The following is a 16,340-nucleotide window of genomic DNA, read 5'->3' as shown; positions in this document are numbered from 1 at the left end:
AGGCAGTTCGCCGTGACCGAGCCAAATCAGGTGTGGTGCGGTGATGTGACCTGTATCTGGACGGGTAAGCGCTGGGCGTACCTCGCCGTTGTTCTCGACCTGTTCGCAAGAAAACCAGTGGGCTGGGCCATGTCGTTCTCGCCGGACAGCAGGCTCACCATGAAAGCGCTGGAAATGGCATGGGAAACCCGTGGTAAGCCCGGCGGGGTGATGTTCCACAGCGATCAGGGCAGTCATTATACGAGCAGGCAGTTCCGGCAGTTATTGTGGCGATACCAGATCAGACAGAGTATGAGCCGGCGCGGAAACTGCTGGGATAACAGCCCAATGGAACGCTTCTTCAGGAGTCTGAAGAACGAATGGATGCCGGTGGTGGGTTACGTAAGCTTCAGCGAGGCAGCTCACGCCATAACGGACTATATCGTTGGATATTACAGCGCACTAAGACCGCACGAATATAACGGTGGGTTACCCCCAAACGAATCGGAACCGTTCGCCAGAAAACGGGCGTAATCGGGTAAGACATAGCGCGGTTTGTACGGCGCATGACCTTCAAACATATCGCAGATTACACCCTCATCCAGCGCGCGGCGGGCTTCGGCAGGAAGCTGCGGATAAGGCAGATTGTTTTCTGCTTCCAGAGCCAGAAAATGGCGCTTCTGCTCCGGGCTAAGCACTGGGCTGGTGACAATTTGCTGGCAACGTTGTTGCAGTGCATTTTCATGAGAAGTGGGCATCTTCTTTTCCTTTTATGCCGAAGGTGATGCGCCATTGTAAGAAGTTTCGTGATGTTCACTTTGATCCTGATGCGTTTGCCACCACTGACGCATTCATTTGAAAGTGAATTATTTGAACCAGATCGCATTACTGTGATGCAAACTTGTAAGTAGATTTCCTTAATTGTGATGTATATCGAAGTGTGTTGCGGAGTAGATGTTAGAATACTAACAAACTCGCAAGGTGAATTTTATTGGCGACAAGCCAGGAGAATGAAATGACTGATCTGAAAGCAAGCAGCCTGCGTGCACTGAAATTGATGGACCTGACCACCCTGAATGACGACGACACCGACGAGAAAGTAATTGCTCTGTGTCATCAGACCAAAACTCCGGTCGGCAATACCGCCGCTATCTGTATCTATCCTCGCTTTATCCCGATTGCTCGCAAAACGCTGAAAGAGCAGGGCACCCCGGAAATCCGAATCGCTACGGTAACCAACTTCCCACACGGTAACGATGACATCGAAATCGCGCTGGCAGAAACCCGTGCGGCAATCGCCTACGGTGCTGATGAAGTTGACGTTGTGTTCCCGTACCGCGCGCTGATGGCGGGTAACGAGCAGGTTGGTTTTGACCTGGTGAAAGCCTGTAAAGAGGCTTGCGCGGCAGCGAATGTACTGCTGAAAGTGATCATCGAAACCGGCGAACTGAAAGACGAAGCGCTGATCCGTAAAGCGTCTGAAATCTCCATCAAAGCGGGTGCTGACTTCATCAAAACCTCTACCGGTAAAGTGGCAGTGAACGCGACGCCGGAAAGCGCGCGCATCATGATGGAAGTGATCCGTGATATGGGCGTAGAAAAAACCGTTGGTTTCAAACCGGCGGGCGGCGTGCGTACTGCGGAAGATGCGCAGAAATATCTCGCCATCGCAGATGAACTGTTCGGTGCTGACTGGGCAGATGCGCGTCACTACCGCTTTGGTGCTTCCAGCCTGCTGGCAAGCCTGTTGAAAGCGCTGGGCCACGGTGACGGTAAGAGCGCCAGCAGCTACTAAGCAAGATGCTTTACGCCTGATGCGCTGCGCTTATCAGGCCTACGAGACGTATCTACCCGTAGGCCGGATAAGGCGTAGACGCATCCGGCAAAAGCCGCCTCATACTCTTTTCCTCGGGAGGTTACCTTGTTTCTCGCACAAGAAATTATTCGTAAAAAACGTGATGGTCATGCACTGAGCGATGAAGAAATTCGTTTCTTTATCAACGGCATTCGCGACAACACTATCTCCGAAGGGCAGATTGCCGCCCTCGCGATGACCATTTTCTTCCACGATATGACAATGCCTGAGCGTGTCTCGCTGACCATGGCGATGCGAGATTCAGGAACCGTTCTCGACTGGAAAAGCCTGCATCTGAATGGCCCGATTGTTGATAAACATTCCACCGGCGGCGTCGGCGATGTCACTTCGCTGATGTTGGGGCCGATGGTCGCAGCCTGCGGCGGCTATATTCCGATGATCTCCGGTCGCGGCCTCGGTCATACTGGCGGTACGCTCGACAAACTGGAATCCATCCCTGGCTTCGACATTTTCCCGGATGACAACCGTTTCCGCGAAATTATTAAAGACGTCGGCGTGGCGATTATCGGTCAGACCAGCTCACTGGCTCCGGCGGATAAACGTTTCTACGCGACCCGTGATATTACCGCAACCGTGGACTCCATCCCGCTGATCACTGCCTCGATCCTGGCGAAGAAACTGGCGGAAGGTCTGGATGCGCTGGTGATGGACGTGAAAGTGGGTAGCGGCGCGTTTATGCCGACCTACGAACTCTCTGAAGCCCTTGCCGAAGCGATTGTTGGCGTGGCTAACGGCGCTGGCGTGCGCACCACCGCGCTGCTCACCGACATGAATCAGGTACTGGCCTCCAGTGCAGGTAACGCGGTTGAAGTTCGTGAAGCGGTGCAGTTCCTGACGGGTGAATATCGTAACCCGCGTCTGTTTGATGTCACGATGGCGCTGTGCGTGGAGATGCTGATCTCCGGCAAACTGGCGAAAGATGACGCCGAAGCGCGCGCGAAATTGCAGGCGGTGCTGGACAACGGTAAAGCGGCAGAAGTCTTTGGTCGTATGGTAGCGGCACAAAAAGGCCCGACCGACTTCGTTGAGAACTACGCGAAGTATCTGCCGACAGCGATGCTGACGAAAGCAGTCTATGCTGATACCGAAGGTTTTGTCAGTGAAATGGATACCCGCGCGCTGGGGATGGCAGTGGTTGCAATGGGCGGCGGTCGTCGTCAGGCATCTGACACCATCGATTACAGCGTCGGCTTTACTGATATGGCGCGTCTGGGCGACCAAGTAGACGGTCAGCGTCCGCTGGCGGTTATCCACGCGAAAGACGAAAACAGCTGGCAGGAAGCGGCGAAAGCGGTGAAAGCGGCAATTAAACTTGCCGATAAAGCACCGGAAAGCACACCAACTGTCTATCGCCGTATCAGCGAATAACGGTATACTGATCTGATCATTTAAATTTGAAGCACTGAGTACGGAGAACATATGAAACGTGCATTTATTATGGTGCTGGACTCATTCGGCATCGGCGCTACAGAAGATGCAGAACGCTTTGGTGACGTCGGGGCTGACACCCTGGGTCATATCGCAGAAGCTTGTGCCAAAGGCGAAGCTGATAACGGTCGTAAAGGCCCGCTCAATCTGCCAAATCTGACCCGTCTGGGGCTGGCGAAAGCACACGAAGGTTCTACCGGTTTCATTCCGGCGGGAATGGACGGCAACGCTGAAGTTATCGGCGCGTACGCATGGGCGCACGAAATGTCATCCGGTAAAGATACCCCGTCTGGTCACTGGGAAATCGCCGGTGTCCCGGTTCTGTTTGAGTGGGGATACTTCTCCGATCACGAAAACAGCTTCCCGCAAGAGCTGCTGGATAAACTGGTCGAACGCGCTAATCTGCCGGGTTACCTCGGTAACTGCCACTCTTCCGGTACGGTCATTCTGGATCAGCTGGGCGAAGAGCACATGAAAACCGGCAAGCCGATTTTCTATACCTCCGCTGACTCCGTGTTCCAGATTGCCTGCCACGAAGAAACCTTTGGCCTGGATAAACTCTACGAACTGTGCGAAATCGCCCGTGAAGAGCTGACCAACGGCGGCTACAACATCGGTCGTGTTATCGCTCGTCCGTTTATCGGTGACAAAGCCGGTAACTTCCAGCGTACCGGTAACCGTCACGACCTGGCTGTTGAGCCGCCAGCACCGACCGTGCTGCAGAAACTGGTTGATGAAAAACACGGTCAGGTGGTTTCTGTCGGTAAAATTGCAGACATCTACGCCAACTGCGGTATCACCAAGAAAGTGAAAGCAACTGGCCTGGACGCGCTGTTTGACGCCACCATCAAAGAGATGAAAGAAGCGGGTGATAACACCATCGTCTTCACCAACTTCGTTGACTTCGACTCTTCCTGGGGCCACCGTCGCGACGTCGCCGGTTATGCTGCGGGTCTGGAGCTGTTCGACCGCCGTCTGCCGGAGCTGATGTCTTTGCTGCGCGATGACGACATCCTGATCCTCACTGCTGACCACGGTTGTGATCCGACCTGGACCGGTACTGACCACACGCGTGAACACATTCCGGTACTGGTTTACGGCCCGAAAGTAAAACCGGGTTCACTGGGTCACCGTGAAACCTTCGCGGATATCGGCCAGACTCTGGCAAAATATTTTGGTACTTCTGATATGGAATATGGCAAAGCCATGTTCTGATAATGGGTGCGGCTTGATGCCCTCACCCCGGCCCTCTCCCACAGGGAGAGGGTGAAACATGTTGATAAGGATAAAACAATGGCTACCCCACACATTAATGCAGAAATGGGCGATTTCGCTGACGTAGTTTTGATGCCAGGCGACCCGCAGCGTGCGAAGTATATTGCTGAAACTTTCCTTGAAGATGCCCGTGAAGTGAACAACGTTCGCGGTATGCTGGGCTTCACCGGTACTTACAAAGGCCGCAAAATTTCCGTAATGGGTCACGGTATGGGTATCCCGTCCTGCTCCATCTACACCAAAGAACTGATCACCGATTTCGGCGTGAAGAAAATTATCCGCGTGGGTTCCTGTGGCGCAGTTCTGCCGCACGTAAAACTGCGCGACGTCGTTATCGGTATGGGTGCCTGCACCGATTCCAAAGTTAACCGCATCCGTTTTAAAGATCATGACTTTGCCGCTATCGCTGACTTTGACATGGTGCGTAACGCGGTAGACGCGGCTAAAGCACTGGGCATTGATGCTCGCGTTGGTAACCTGTTCTCCGCTGACCTGTTCTACTCTCCGGACGGCGAAATGTTCGACGTGATGGAAAAATACGGCATCCTCGGCGTGGAAATGGAAGCGGCTGGTATCTACGGCGTCGCTGCAGAATTTGGCGCGAAAGCCCTGACCATCTGTACCGTGTCTGACCACATCCGCACTCACGAGCAGACCACTGCCGCTGAGCGTCAGACCACCTTCAACGACATGATCAAAATCGCACTGGAATCCGTTCTGCTGGGCGATAAAGAGTAATTGTGTTTCGCTGAAAGGCGATTGTCGTGTGAAGCCGGAGTGGGAGACTGCTCCGGCTTTTTAGTATCTATTCATCAATAGCAACTGATTTATAGATTTACTATTATTTTTCATATGGATAGAAAATAAAATCTATTCAAGTATCTATTCACGAATCTATTCATTTATGTTCAGCCGTCATCCAGGAAGGGCATATCAGCAACTCTGGTGGACAACCATAAATTTCTGCCATTTTGCTTTTGATGTTTGAGCTAAACCGTTCCGTCTTTTCGATCTATTTTAGAGAATTAATCGAGATACCTAACATTTTACTTACTTCAGCAAGCGATAATTTATGCCTGATACGCACGGCGGCTAGCCAGGAAATACGCTGGCTTAACATTAAATTGATAATCTCCCGCTCCTGGTTTTCCAGATCGATCATATTCCCTTCCTTTTGTATTTTAATCAGCGAGTTACCTTACCGCCCCCGCTATCCACGTCGACAACTCCCGTAGCTCTTTTTCCTGGTCCGGGAAGTCAACCAACAGCGCTTCGCACTCTTGTTGCAGCATATCCGCGCGGTACAGGCAGCCTTGCAGTCGCCCGGCGAGGGCTTCCAGCGGCGCGGGGTTGAGGCTGTCGGTAAACACCTGGGCGCGGGTGATATGGCCTTTTTCAACGTCGAAATGCAGTTCCACGCCGCCCCAGCTAAAGCGTTCATCCAGCAGATGCGAGAATGCCGGAGCCTGACCGAAGTTCCATTCCCAGCTACTCTGACGGGCAAAGATTTCGGCGAAGTTTGGCAAGTCTGGCGTTTTGTCCGGGGAGATGATTTCCGCTTCTACACGCTCGCCATAATGGGCGAAAAAGGCCTTGGTTATGGCCTCGCAAACCTGCTCATGGGTGATCCCTGGCAGCAGCTCGGTGAGGTTGGTCACGCGGGAACGCACTGAGGTAATGCCTTTCGCCGCCAGTTTCTTTTTATCCGGATTGAGATAGTTTGCCAGGCGGCTAAGGTCGGCATTGAGCAGCAAGGTGCCGTGGTGGAAGCCACGATCTTTGGTTTCGCGATAGGCCGATCCTGAGACTTTGCGGTCGCCTTCGGCGGTTTTCACCACCAGATCGTTACGCCCGGACGCTTCGGCGCTGACGCCAAGCGCGTTCAGCGCATTGAGCACAATCGACGTGGAGATGGTTTTATCGTACTCCGGCTTGCCAGCCATAAAGGTAAAGCAGGTATTGCCGAGATCGTGGAACACCGCGCCGCCACCGCTACTGCGCCGTGCCAGGCGGACGTTATCTTCTTCCATCCGCCGGGTATTACACTCTTTCCACGGGTTCTGCGCGCGACCAATCACTACCGTGTCGGCATTGCGCCAGAGAAACAGAACGCGCTGCGTGGCGGGCATCTGGCGAAAAATACACTCCTCCACCGCCAGGTTAAACCACGGGTCGTAAGAGTCAGAGATGAGCAGGCGTAATGTGGACATAACGATTTCCTTTCTTGTAGTAATGGGTCACTCTTTTTTCTCGCTTTCTTCCTCTTCCGGCACCGGTTTGCTGGCGGTTAACAGGAAGGGCGATTGCTGCCAGTGGGTACGTTTACCCTGTAGCAGCGTGCGGGTCAGCACTACGCCGATTGCCAGTGAAAGCAGCAACATCAGGCGTAAAATGTTAGTGGTGTTATCCACCTGTTGGGCTTCGGTGGCGAGCGTATGGGTGTCGAGCGTCAGGCGCAGATAGCCGAGCGGTCCGTTTTTCCCGGCAATTGGTTCGACAATCTGCTGGTTAAAATAGCCGCCCGCTTTTTTACCGTCGAGCGCCAGCCGGTCGCGCACTTCGACGCTTTCGCCAGAACGTGCGATAAGATCGCCTTGTTCGTCATACACACCCGCGTCGAGGATACGGCTTTCATCCGTTAACTGATCGAGGATCGCCTGAATGCGTTTTTCATCCGGTGAGTCGGTACGCATCAGCGGTGCAACGTTCAGCGTTACCTGACGCGCCAGGGTGCGGGCCAGTTCTTCCAGCTGTGGATTACGTTGTCGCTGGTGGTTTTGACTAAACCATGACGCTCCCTGCATCAGCGCCACTAACAAGGCAAGACAGAACAGGACAATCACTGCCCGATGCAGCCGGAATTTCAGTTTTGTGCGAGCCATCTTCCACCCTTTGAAAATTTGAGACTTAATGTTGCCAGAAGCAATGGATACAAGGTAGCCTCATGCGTTATTTTCCCTGCTTCGAACGATTTTACAGGAGCCTTAATGCCTAACATTACCTGGTGCGACCTGCCTGAAGATGTCTCTTTATGGCCTGGTCTGCCTCTTTCATTAAGTGGTGATGAAGTGATGCCACTGGATTACCACGCAGGTCGTAGCGGCTGGCTGCTGTATGGTCGTGGGCTGGATAAACAGCGTCTGACCCAATACCAGAGCAAACTGGGTGCGGCGATGGTGATTGTTGCCGCCTGGTGCGTGGAAGATTATCAGGTGATTCGTCTGGCAGGTTCACTCACCGCACGGGCTACGCGCCTGGCCCATGAAGCGCAACTGGATGTCGCCCCGCTGGGGAAAATCCCGCACCTGCGCACGCCGGGTTTGCTGGTGATGGACATGGATTCCACCGCCATCCAGATTGAATGTATTGATGAAATTGCCAAACTGGCCGGAACGGGCGAGATGGTGGCGGAAGTAACCGAACGGGCGATGCGCGGCGAACTCGATTTTACCGCCAGCCTGCGCAGCCGTGTGGCGACGCTGAAAGGCGCTGACGCCAATATTCTGCAACAGGTGCGTGAAAATCTGCCGCTGATGCCAGGCTTAACGCAACTGGTGCTCAAGCTGGAAACGCTGGGCTGGAAAGTGGCGATTGCCTCCGGCGGCTTTACTTTCTTTGCTGAATATCTGCGCGACAAGCTGCGCCTGACCGCCGTGGTAGCCAATGAACTGGAGATCATGGACGGTAAATTTACCGGCAATGTGATCGGCGACATCGTAGACGCGCAGTACAAAGCGAAAACTTTGACTCGCCTCGCGCAGGAGTATGAAATCCCGCTGGCGCAGACCGTGGCGATTGGCGATGGAGCTAATGACCTGCCGATGATCAAAGCAGCAGGGCTGGGGATTGCCTACCATGCCAAGCCAAAAGTGAATGAAAAGGCGGAAGTCACCATCCGTCACGCTGACCTGATGGGGGTATTCTGCATCCTCTCTGGCAGCCTGAATCAGAAGTAATTGCTCGCCCGCCATCCTGCGGGCGGCACAGCATTAACGAGGTACACCGTGGCAAAAGCTCCAAAACGCGCCTTTGTTTGTAATGAATGCGGGGCCGATTATCCGCGCTGGCAGGGGCAGTGCAGTGCCTGTCATGCCTGGAACACCATCACCGAGGTGCGTCTTGCTGCGTCGCCAACGGTGGCGCGTAACGAGCGTCTCAGCGGCTATGCCGGTAGCGCCGGGGTGGCAAAGTCCAGAAACTCTCCGATATCAGCCTTGAAGAGCTGCCGCGTTTTTCCACCGGATTTAAAGAGTTCGACCGCGTACTAGGCGGCGGCGTGGTGCCGGGAAGCGCCATTCTGATTGGCGGTAACCCAGGTGCGGGGAAATCCACGCTGCTACTGCAAACGCTGTGCAAACTGGCCCAGCAGATGAAAACGCTGTATGTCACTGGCGAAGAGTCGCTGCAACAGGTGGCAATGCGCGCTCATCGCCTTGGCCTGCCGACTGACAATCTCAATATGTTGTCGGAAACCAGCATCGAACAGATCTGCCTGATTGCCGAAGAAGAGCAACCGAAACTGATGGTAATTGACTCGATCCAGGTGATGCATATGGCGGATGTACAATCATCGCCTGGTAGCGTGGCGCAGGTGCGTGAAACGGCGGCTTATCTGACGCGCTTCGCCAAAACGCGCGGTGTGGCGATTGTCATGGTTGGGCACGTAACCAAAGATGGCTCGCTGGCTGGCCCTAAAGTGCTGGAACACTGTATCGACTGTTCGGTGCTTCTGGATGGTGATGCCGACTCCCGTTTTCGCACCTTGCGCAGCCATAAAAACCGCTTCGGCGCGGTGAATGAGCTGGGCGTCTTCGCGATGACCGAACAGGGGCTGCGTGAAGTCAGCAACCCTTCGGCAATTTTCTTAAGTCGCGGAGATGAAGTGACCTCCGGCAGCTCCGTGATGGTGGTGTGGGAAGGAACGCGTCCGTTGCTGGTGGAGATTCAGGCGCTGGTCGATCACTCGATGATGGCGAATCCGCGCCGCGTGGCAGTAGGCTGGAACAAAACCGTCTGGCAATCCTGCTGGCTGTCTTGCACCGTCACGGTGGTCTGCAAATGGCCGATCAGGATGTATTTGTGAACGTGGTCGGCGGCGTGAAGGTAACCGAAACCAGTGCCGATTTAGCGTTACTGCTGGCGATGGTTTCCAGCCTGCGTGACAGACCGCTGCCACAGGATCTGGTGGTGTTTGGTGAAGTCGGGCTGGCAGGGGAGATCCGCCCGGTGCCCAGCGGTCAGGAACGAATTTCAGAAGCGGCGAAACACGGTTTTCGCCGGGCGATTGTTCCGGCGGCTAACGTACCGAAAAAAGCGCCGGAAGGGATGCAGATTTTTGGCGTTAAAAAACTCTCCGACGCGCTTAGCGTGTTCGACGACTTATAATGAGAGATACGGAGGGAGATATGTCGTCATTTGATTACCTGAAAACTGCCATCAAGCAACAGGGCTGCACGCTACAGCAGGTAGCTGATGCCAGCGGTATGACCAAAGGGTATTTAAGCCAGTTACTGAATGCCAAAATTAAAAGCCCCAGCGCGCAAAAGCTGGAGGCGTTGCACCGTTTTTTGGGGCTTGAATTTCCCCGACAGAAGAAAACCATTGGTGTCGTATTCGGTAAGTTCTACCCGCTGCATACCGGACATATCTACCTTATCCAGCGCGCCTGTAGCCAGGTTGACGAGCTGCATATCATTATGGGTTTTGACGATACCCGCGACCGCGCGTTGTTTGAAGACAGCGCCATGTCGCAGCAGCCCACGGTGCCGGATCGTCTGCGCTGGTTATTACAAACTTTTAAATATCAGAAAAATATTCGCATTCATGCTTTCAACGAAGAGGGCATGGAGCCGTATCCGCACGGCTGGGATGTGTGGAGCAACGGCATCAAAAAGTTTATGGCTGAAAAGGGGATTCAGCCGGACCTGATCTACACCTCGGAAGAAGCCGATGCGCCACAGTATATGGAACATCTGGGGATCGATACGGTGCTGGTCGATCCGAAACGTACCTTTATGAGTATCAGCGGTGCGCAGATCCGCGAAAACCCGTTCCGCTACTGGGAATATATTCCTACGGAAGTGAAGCCGTTCTTTGTACGTACCGTGGCGATCCTTGGTGGCGAGTCGAGCGGTAAATCCACCCTGGTAAACAAACTTGCCAATATCTTCAATACCACCAGTGCGTGGGAATATGGTCGCGATTATGTCTTTTCACACCTCGGCGGTGATGAGATCGCATTGCAGTATTCCGATTACGATAAAATCGCGCTGGGCCACGCACAATACATTGATTTTGCAGTGAAATATGCCAATAAAGTGGCGTTTATTGACACTGATTTTGTCACTACCCAGGCGTTCTGCAAAAAGTACGAAGGGCGTGAGCATCCGTTCGTACAGGCGTTGATTGATGAATACCGTTTCGATCTGGTGATCCTGCTGGAGAACAACACGCCGTGGGTGGCGGATGGTTTACGCAGCCTCGGCAGTTCGGTGGATCGCAAAGAGTTCCAGAACTTGCTGGTGGAGATGCTGGAAGAGAACAATATCGAATTCGTGCGGGTTGAAGAGGACGATTATGACAGCCGTTTCCTGCGCTGCGTGGAGCTGGTGCGGGAGATGATGGGGGAGCAGAGATAACCGCGATGAAACGGCTCAAAGGCGAGGTATAAAATAAGTTTTTTGATGAGTTGAAAACCTCTCTGGAAGAGGCTGTCGAGATTAAACAAGGTTTAAAAGAATCAGCACGGGTGACCCGCTACGAAATTGCGGATACTAAGGCTATTGTAGGCCGGAAAAGGCGTTCACGCCGTATCCGGCATTCGGTGCTCAATGCCTGATGCGACGCTTACCGCGTCTTATCAGGCCTGGAGATTCACAACGTATTGAAATTTCTTGGTTTGTAGGCCGGATAAGGCGTTCACGCCGCATCCGGCATTTTACGCATTACTTCGCAATACGCTTGTACTTGATACGCTTCGGCTCCAGTGCGTCTGCGCCCAGCGTGCGTTTCTTGTACTCTTCGTACTCAGTAAAGTTACCTTCGAAGAACTCAACTTTACCTTCATCCTGGTAGTCCAGGATGTGCGTGGCGATACGGTCGAGGAACCAACGGTCGTGCGAGATAACCATCGCACAGCCCGGGAACTCCAGCAGGGCGTTTTCCAGCGCGCGCAGGGTTTCGATATCCAGGTCGTTGGTTGGTTCGTCGAGCAGCAGCATGTTGCCGCCAACCTGCAGCAGCTTCGCCAGATGCAGACGACCGCGCTCACCACCGGAAAGTTCACCAACGCGTTTACCCTGATCAACCCCTTTAAAGTTAAAGCGGCCAACGTAGGCGCGGCTTGGCATCTCGGTGTTGCCGATCTTCATAATATCCAGCCCGCCGGAAACTTCTTCCCAAACGGTTTTGCTGTTATCCATTGAGTCACGGAACTGATCAACCGATGCCAGTTTCACCGTTTCACCTAAAGTGATGGTGCCGCTGTCCGGCTGTTCCTGACCAGAGATCATACGGAACAGGGTCGATTTACCCGCGCCGTTCGGACCGATGATCCCGACGATTGCCCCTTTCGGGATCGAGAAGCTCAGGTCATCAATCAGCAGGCGATCACCGTAGGATTTACGCAGGTTGCTGACTTCCAGCACTTTATCGCCCAGACGCGGTCCAGGTGGAATAAACAGTTCGTTGGTTTCGTTACGTTTCTGATATTCGGTGCTGTTCAGCTCTTCAAAGCGTGCCAGACGTGCTTTACCTTTCGACTGGCGGCCTTTAGTTCCCTGACGTACCCACTCCAGCTCTTTCTCGATCGACTTACGACGCGCCGCTTCTTGTGAAGCTTCCTGCGCCAGGCGCTGATCTTTCTGCTCCAGCCAGGAGGAGTAGTTGCCTTCCCACGGAATACCTTCACCGCGGTCAAGTTCGAGGATCCAGCCTGCAACGTTATCGAGGAAGTAACGGTCGTGGGTAATCGCCACCACGGTGCCCTCGAAGTCGTGCAGGAAGCGTTCCAGCCAGGCCACGGATTCGGCATCCAGGTGGTTGGTCGGTTCGTCGAGCAGCAGCATGTCTGGTTTTTCCAGCAGCAGGCGGCACAACGCTACGCGACGACGCTCACCACCGGAGAGGTTAGCGATTTTCGCGTCCCAGTCCGGCAGACGTAGCGCATCCGCCGCACGCTCCAGCTGTACGTTCAGGTTATGACCGTCGTGAGCCTGAATGATCTCTTCCAGACGGCCTTGTTCAGCGGCCAGCTTGTCAAAATCGGCATCCGGATCGGCGTACAGCGCATACACTTCATCCAGGCGTTTCAGGGCGTTAACCACTTCAGAAACCGCTTCTTCAATGGACTCACGCACGGTGTGTTCCGGGTTCAGCTGCGCTTCCTGCGGCAGGTAACCAATCTTGATGTCTGGCTGCGGACGCGCTTCACCTTCGATGTCTTTATCAATGCCCGCCATAATGCGCAGCAGGGTAGACTTACCCGCGCCGTTCAGACCCAGGACACCAATTTTTGCCCCAGGGAAGAAACTCAGAGAGATGTTTTTCAAAATATGACGTTTCGGCGGAACAACTTTGCCGACACGATGCATGGTATAAACGAATTGAGCCACGTTGGACTTCGCCTCTATGTTTATCGTGATGATGAGTTTTCAAAGGCGAAGTGTAGCCTTTTTCCCCGCCTAATCCCAGTTGGTCGATCATCTTCGCAGTAAAAGTAAAAAAGTGTCCGTAACGTGGCGTAAACGGCAATGACTGGTTAGCATAAATCTATTACGCGGCATGACGCTGCATTGATGTATTTACACTTAGAGGATGCGCTTGTGGAAAAAGCCAAACAAGTTACCTGGCGGCTGTTGGCTGCCGGTGTCTGTCTGCTGACGGTCAGCAGCGTGGCGCGAGCCGACTCACTGGATGAGCAGCGTAGCCGTTACGCGCAAATCAAGCAGGCCTGGGATAATCGACAAATGGATGTGGTCGAACAAATGATGCCTGGACTGAAGGATTATCCGCTTTATCCCTACCTGGAATACCGCCAGATCACCGATGATCTGATGAATCAACCGGCGGTGACGGTCACTAACTTTGTTCGCGCTAACCCCACGCTTCCTCCCGCTCGCACGCTGCAATCTCGTTTCGTCAATGAACTGGCGCGGCGTGAAGACTGGCGTGGCTTGTTAGCCTTTAGCCCGGAAAAGCCCGGAACTACCGAAGCGCAATGTAATTACTACTATGCGAAATGGAACACCGGGCAGAGTGAAGAAGCCTGGCAAGGGGCGAAAGAGCTGTGGCTAACCGGCAAGAGCCAGCCTAACGCCTGTGACAAGTTATTTAGCGTCTGGCGTGCGTCAGGTAAACAAGATCCGCTGGCGTATTTAGAGCGTATCCGTCTGGCGATGAAAGCGGGTAACACTGGCCTGGTAACAGTGCTGGCAGGGCAGATGCCTGCCGATTACCAGACTATCGCCTCGGCAATCATTTCACTGGCGAACAACCCTAATACGGTACTGACCTTCGCGCGTACAACCGGAGCGACCGATTTTACCCGTCAAATAGCAGCGGTGGCGTTTGCCAGTGTGGCGCGGCAGGATGCTGAAAATGCACGGCTGATGATCCCGTCGCTTGCCCAGGCGCAGCAGCTTAATGAAGATCAGATTCAGGAGCTGCGCGATATCGTCGCCTGGCGTTTGATGGGCAACGATGTCACCGACGAGCAGGCGAAATGGCGCGATGACGCCATTATGCGCTCGCAATCCACGTCGTTGATTGAACGCCGTGTGCGAATGGCACTTGGCACCGGCGATCGTCGCGGCCTGAATACCTGGCTGGCGCGTCTGCCGATGGAAGCAAAAGAGAAAGATGAATGGCGTTACTGGCAGGCGGATTTATTGCTGGAACGCGGACGTGAAGCTGAAGCGAAAGAGATTTTGCATCAACTCATGCAACAGCGTGGTTTCTACCCGATGGTTGCAGCACAACGCATCGGAGAAGAGTATGAGCTGAAGATTGATAAAGCGCCGCAGAATGTTGACAGCGCCCTGACTCAGGGGCCGGAGATGGCGCGCGTGCGCGAGTTGATGTACTGGAATCTCGATAACACCGCGCGTAGCGAGTGGGCCAATCTGGTGAAGAGCAAGTCAAAAACAGAGCAGGCTCAACTGGCTCGGTATGCTTTCAATAACCAATGGTGGGATCTTAGCGTTCAGGCAACGATCGCCGGGAAGCTTTGGGATCATCTGGAAGAGCGATTCCCGCTGGCTTACAACGATCTTTTCAAACGTTACACCAGTGGGAAAGAGATCCCGCAAAGCTATGCGATGGCGATTGCCCGTCAGGAGAGCGCCTGGAATCCGAAAGTGAAATCACCGGTAGGGGCCAGCGGCCTGATGCAGATTATGCCTGGTACAGCGACCCATACGGTGAAGATGTTCTCTATTCCTGGTTATAGCAGCCCTGGGCAATTGCTGGATCCGGAAACGAATATCAACATTGGCACCAGTTACCTGCAATATGTTTATCAGCAGTTTGGCAATAACCGTATTTTCTCCTCAGCAGCTTATAACGCCGGACCTGGACGGGTGCGAACCTGGCTTGGCAACAGCGCCGGGCGTATCGACGCTGTGGCATTTGTCGAGAGTATTCCGTTCTCCGAGACGCGCGGTTATGTGAAGAACGTGCTGGCTTATGACGCTTACTACCGTTATTTCATGGGGGATAAACCGACGTTGATGAGCGCCACGGAATGGGGACGTCGTTACTGATCCGCACGTTTATGATATGCTATCGTACTCTTTAGCGAGTACAACCGGGGGAGGCATTTTGCTTCCCCCGCTAACAATGGCGACATATTATGGCCCAACAATCACCCTATTCAGCAGCGATGGCAGAACAGCGTCACCAGGAGTGGTTACGTTTTGTCGACCTGCTTAAGAATGCCTACCAAAACGATCTCCATTTACCGTTGTTAAACCTGATGCTGACGCCAGATGAGCGCGAAGCGTTGGGGACTCGCGTGCGTATTGTCGAAGAGCTGTTGCGTGGCGAAATGAGTCAGCGTGAGTTAAAAAATGAACTCGGCGCGGGCATCGCGACGATTACGCGTGGATCTAACAGCCTGAAAGCCGCGCCCGTGGAGCTGCGCCAGTGGCTGGAAGAGGTGTTGCTGAAAAGCGATTGATTTTGTAGGCCTGATAAGACGCGGCAGCGTCGCATCAGGCATCGTGCACCGAATGCCGGATGCGGCGTGAACGCCTTATCCGTCCTACAATGCCTGATACACGGCATTGTGAAACGGACTCAGCGCCAGGATCACCGCCTGGTGATAGACGCTGGCGCGAGTGAGTTTCCCGGCGGTAAACACGCCGATCGCCCCTTCCTTACGACCAATCTCATCAATACCGGTATAACGCGACATCACGGGACCAAGCGCCTCACCTTCACGCACTTTCTGCAGAATCACCGCAGGTAACGGCAAAGTAGCCGAACGCGCCTCGCCGCGCTGGCTGGTGTTTTCAATCACCACCCAACTGAAAGTGCTGTCACCATCGATGCCAGCTTCAATCGCCACCCAAAAATCAGCCTCTGGAAGTAAACGGCGGGCATTTGCTACCCGATTTCGTGCGCCAGCGCGCGTTTCCTCACTGCCAAAGGGCTGTTCCGGTACACCGCTCTCGACGGCAACGGATGCAATATGGCAGGATTCTTCGCCGAAGATCTCGTGAAATGCCTGCAGAATGGCCTGAATTTTAGCGGGATTGGTGGTCGCACAGACAACTTGGTGCAT

General features: G+C 53.8%; 12 protein-coding genes and 5 pseudogenes. 11 read left to right on the top strand and 6 right to left on the bottom strand.

Annotated features, from left to right (window positions below; genetic code table 11):
- Positions 1 to 513: pseudogene (locus BFF42_RS05875) on the top strand (IS3-like element IS911 family transposase); the annotation flags it as partial.
- Here BFF42_RS05875 and BFF42_RS05870 read toward each other — a convergent pair.
- Positions 483 to 737 (bottom strand): annotated as a pseudogene (locus BFF42_RS05870) (glycyl radical enzyme domain-containing protein); the annotation flags it as partial. The pseudogenes BFF42_RS05875 and BFF42_RS05870 overlap by 31 nt on opposite strands.
- Before the next feature lie 257 nt (positions 738 to 994).
- On the opposite strand from BFF42_RS05870, the gene deoC reads away from it, so the two are divergent.
- From deoC to deoD, 4 genes are all read left to right on the top strand, one after another.
- The gene (gene deoC / locus BFF42_RS05865; RefSeq protein WP_001365356.1) at positions 995 to 1,774 is read left to right on the top strand and encodes a deoxyribose-phosphate aldolase; all 780 of its coding nucleotides are present in this window, start codon (positions 995 to 997) and stop codon (positions 1,772 to 1,774) included.
- A 126-nt stretch (positions 1,775 to 1,900) separates the two neighbouring features.
- A complete protein-coding gene (gene deoA, locus BFF42_RS05860; protein WP_000477811.1) occupies positions 1,901 to 3,223 on the top strand; it encodes a thymidine phosphorylase in 1,323 nt (440 codons plus the stop codon).
- Positions 3,224 to 3,274: 51 nt separating this feature from the next.
- Complete coding sequence (deoB, locus tag BFF42_RS05855; RefSeq protein WP_000816471.1) at positions 3,275 to 4,498, top strand: phosphopentomutase; 1,224 nt, start codon at positions 3,275 to 3,277, stop codon at positions 4,496 to 4,498.
- A gap of 78 nt (positions 4,499 to 4,576) precedes the next feature.
- Positions 4,577 to 5,296: a purine-nucleoside phosphorylase gene (gene deoD, locus BFF42_RS05850; RefSeq protein ID WP_146759030.1), complete on the top strand. Its 720-nt coding sequence runs from the start codon at positions 4,577 to 4,579 to the stop codon at positions 5,294 to 5,296.
- A gap of 160 nt (positions 5,297 to 5,456) precedes the next feature.
- Here the strand turns inward: deoD and BFF42_RS27560 are convergent.
- From BFF42_RS27560 to BFF42_RS05840, 3 genes and pseudogenes are all read right to left on the bottom strand, one after another.
- Positions 5,457 to 5,720, bottom strand: a pseudogene (locus BFF42_RS27560) (helix-turn-helix domain-containing protein).
- A 31-nt stretch (positions 5,721 to 5,751) separates the two neighbouring features.
- Positions 5,752 to 6,768: a lipoate--protein ligase gene (gene lplA, locus BFF42_RS05845; protein WP_000105858.1), complete on the bottom strand. Its 1,017-nt coding sequence runs from the start codon at positions 6,766 to 6,768 to the stop codon at positions 5,752 to 5,754.
- Positions 6,769 to 6,795: 27 nt separating this feature from the next.
- On the bottom strand, positions 6,796 to 7,440 hold the full coding sequence (locus tag BFF42_RS05840) for a YtjB family periplasmic protein (RefSeq protein WP_000124612.1): 645 nt from the start codon (positions 7,438 to 7,440) through the stop codon (positions 6,796 to 6,798).
- Positions 7,441 to 7,545: 105 nt separating this feature from the next.
- Here BFF42_RS05840 and serB point away from each other — a divergent pair, with 105 nt between their 5' ends.
- The 4 genes and pseudogenes from serB to nadS form a co-directional block, all read left to right on the top strand.
- The gene (gene serB / locus BFF42_RS05835) at positions 7,546 to 8,514 is read left to right on the top strand and encodes a phosphoserine phosphatase (protein ID WP_001132955.1); all 969 of its coding nucleotides are present in this window, start codon (positions 7,546 to 7,548) and stop codon (positions 8,512 to 8,514) included.
- Between the two features lie 48 nt (positions 8,515 to 8,562).
- Positions 8,563 to 9,943: pseudogene (gene radA, locus BFF42_RS05830) on the top strand (DNA repair protein RadA).
- A 20-nt stretch (positions 9,944 to 9,963) separates the two neighbouring features.
- Positions 9,964 to 11,196, top strand: a complete 1,233-nt coding sequence (nadR, locus tag BFF42_RS05825) for a multifunctional transcriptional regulator/nicotinamide-nucleotide adenylyltransferase/ribosylnicotinamide kinase NadR (RefSeq protein WP_000093810.1) — start codon at positions 9,964 to 9,966, stop codon at positions 11,194 to 11,196.
- 38 nt (positions 11,197 to 11,234) lie between these two features.
- A pseudogene (gene nadS, locus BFF42_RS28150) lies at positions 11,235 to 11,342 on the top strand (NadS family protein); the annotation flags it as partial.
- 160 nt (positions 11,343 to 11,502) lie between these two features.
- Here nadS and ettA read toward each other — a convergent pair.
- Complete coding sequence (gene ettA / locus BFF42_RS05820) at positions 11,503 to 13,170, bottom strand: energy-dependent translational throttle protein EttA (protein ID WP_000046737.1); 1,668 nt, start codon at positions 13,168 to 13,170, stop codon at positions 11,503 to 11,505.
- A 210-nt stretch (positions 13,171 to 13,380) separates the two neighbouring features.
- Between ettA and sltY the strand changes: the two genes are divergently transcribed.
- Together sltY and trpR are read left to right on the top strand one after the other, a co-directional pair.
- Positions 13,381 to 15,318, top strand: coding sequence for a murein transglycosylase (gene sltY / locus BFF42_RS05815; protein WP_000409440.1), 1,938 nt, complete (start codon positions 13,381 to 13,383; stop codon positions 15,316 to 15,318).
- 89 nt (positions 15,319 to 15,407) lie between these two features.
- The gene (gene trpR, locus BFF42_RS05810) at positions 15,408 to 15,734 is read left to right on the top strand and encodes a trp operon repressor (protein ID WP_000068679.1); all 327 of its coding nucleotides are present in this window, start codon (positions 15,408 to 15,410) and stop codon (positions 15,732 to 15,734) included.
- An 84-nt stretch (positions 15,735 to 15,818) separates the two neighbouring features.
- Here the strand turns inward: trpR and yjjX are convergent, their stop codons facing one another.
- Positions 15,819 to 16,340, bottom strand: coding sequence for an inosine/xanthosine triphosphatase (yjjX, locus tag BFF42_RS05805; protein ID WP_024258719.1), 522 nt, complete (start codon positions 16,338 to 16,340; stop codon positions 15,819 to 15,821).

It is taken from the genome of Shigella sp. FC1661 (assembly GCF_001712525.1).
Classification (GTDB): domain Bacteria; phylum Pseudomonadota; class Gammaproteobacteria; order Enterobacterales; family Enterobacteriaceae; genus Escherichia; species Escherichia coli.
The sequence above is the reverse complement of the archived record's forward strand: the minus strand, read 5'-3'. Positions and strand labels throughout refer to the sequence as shown.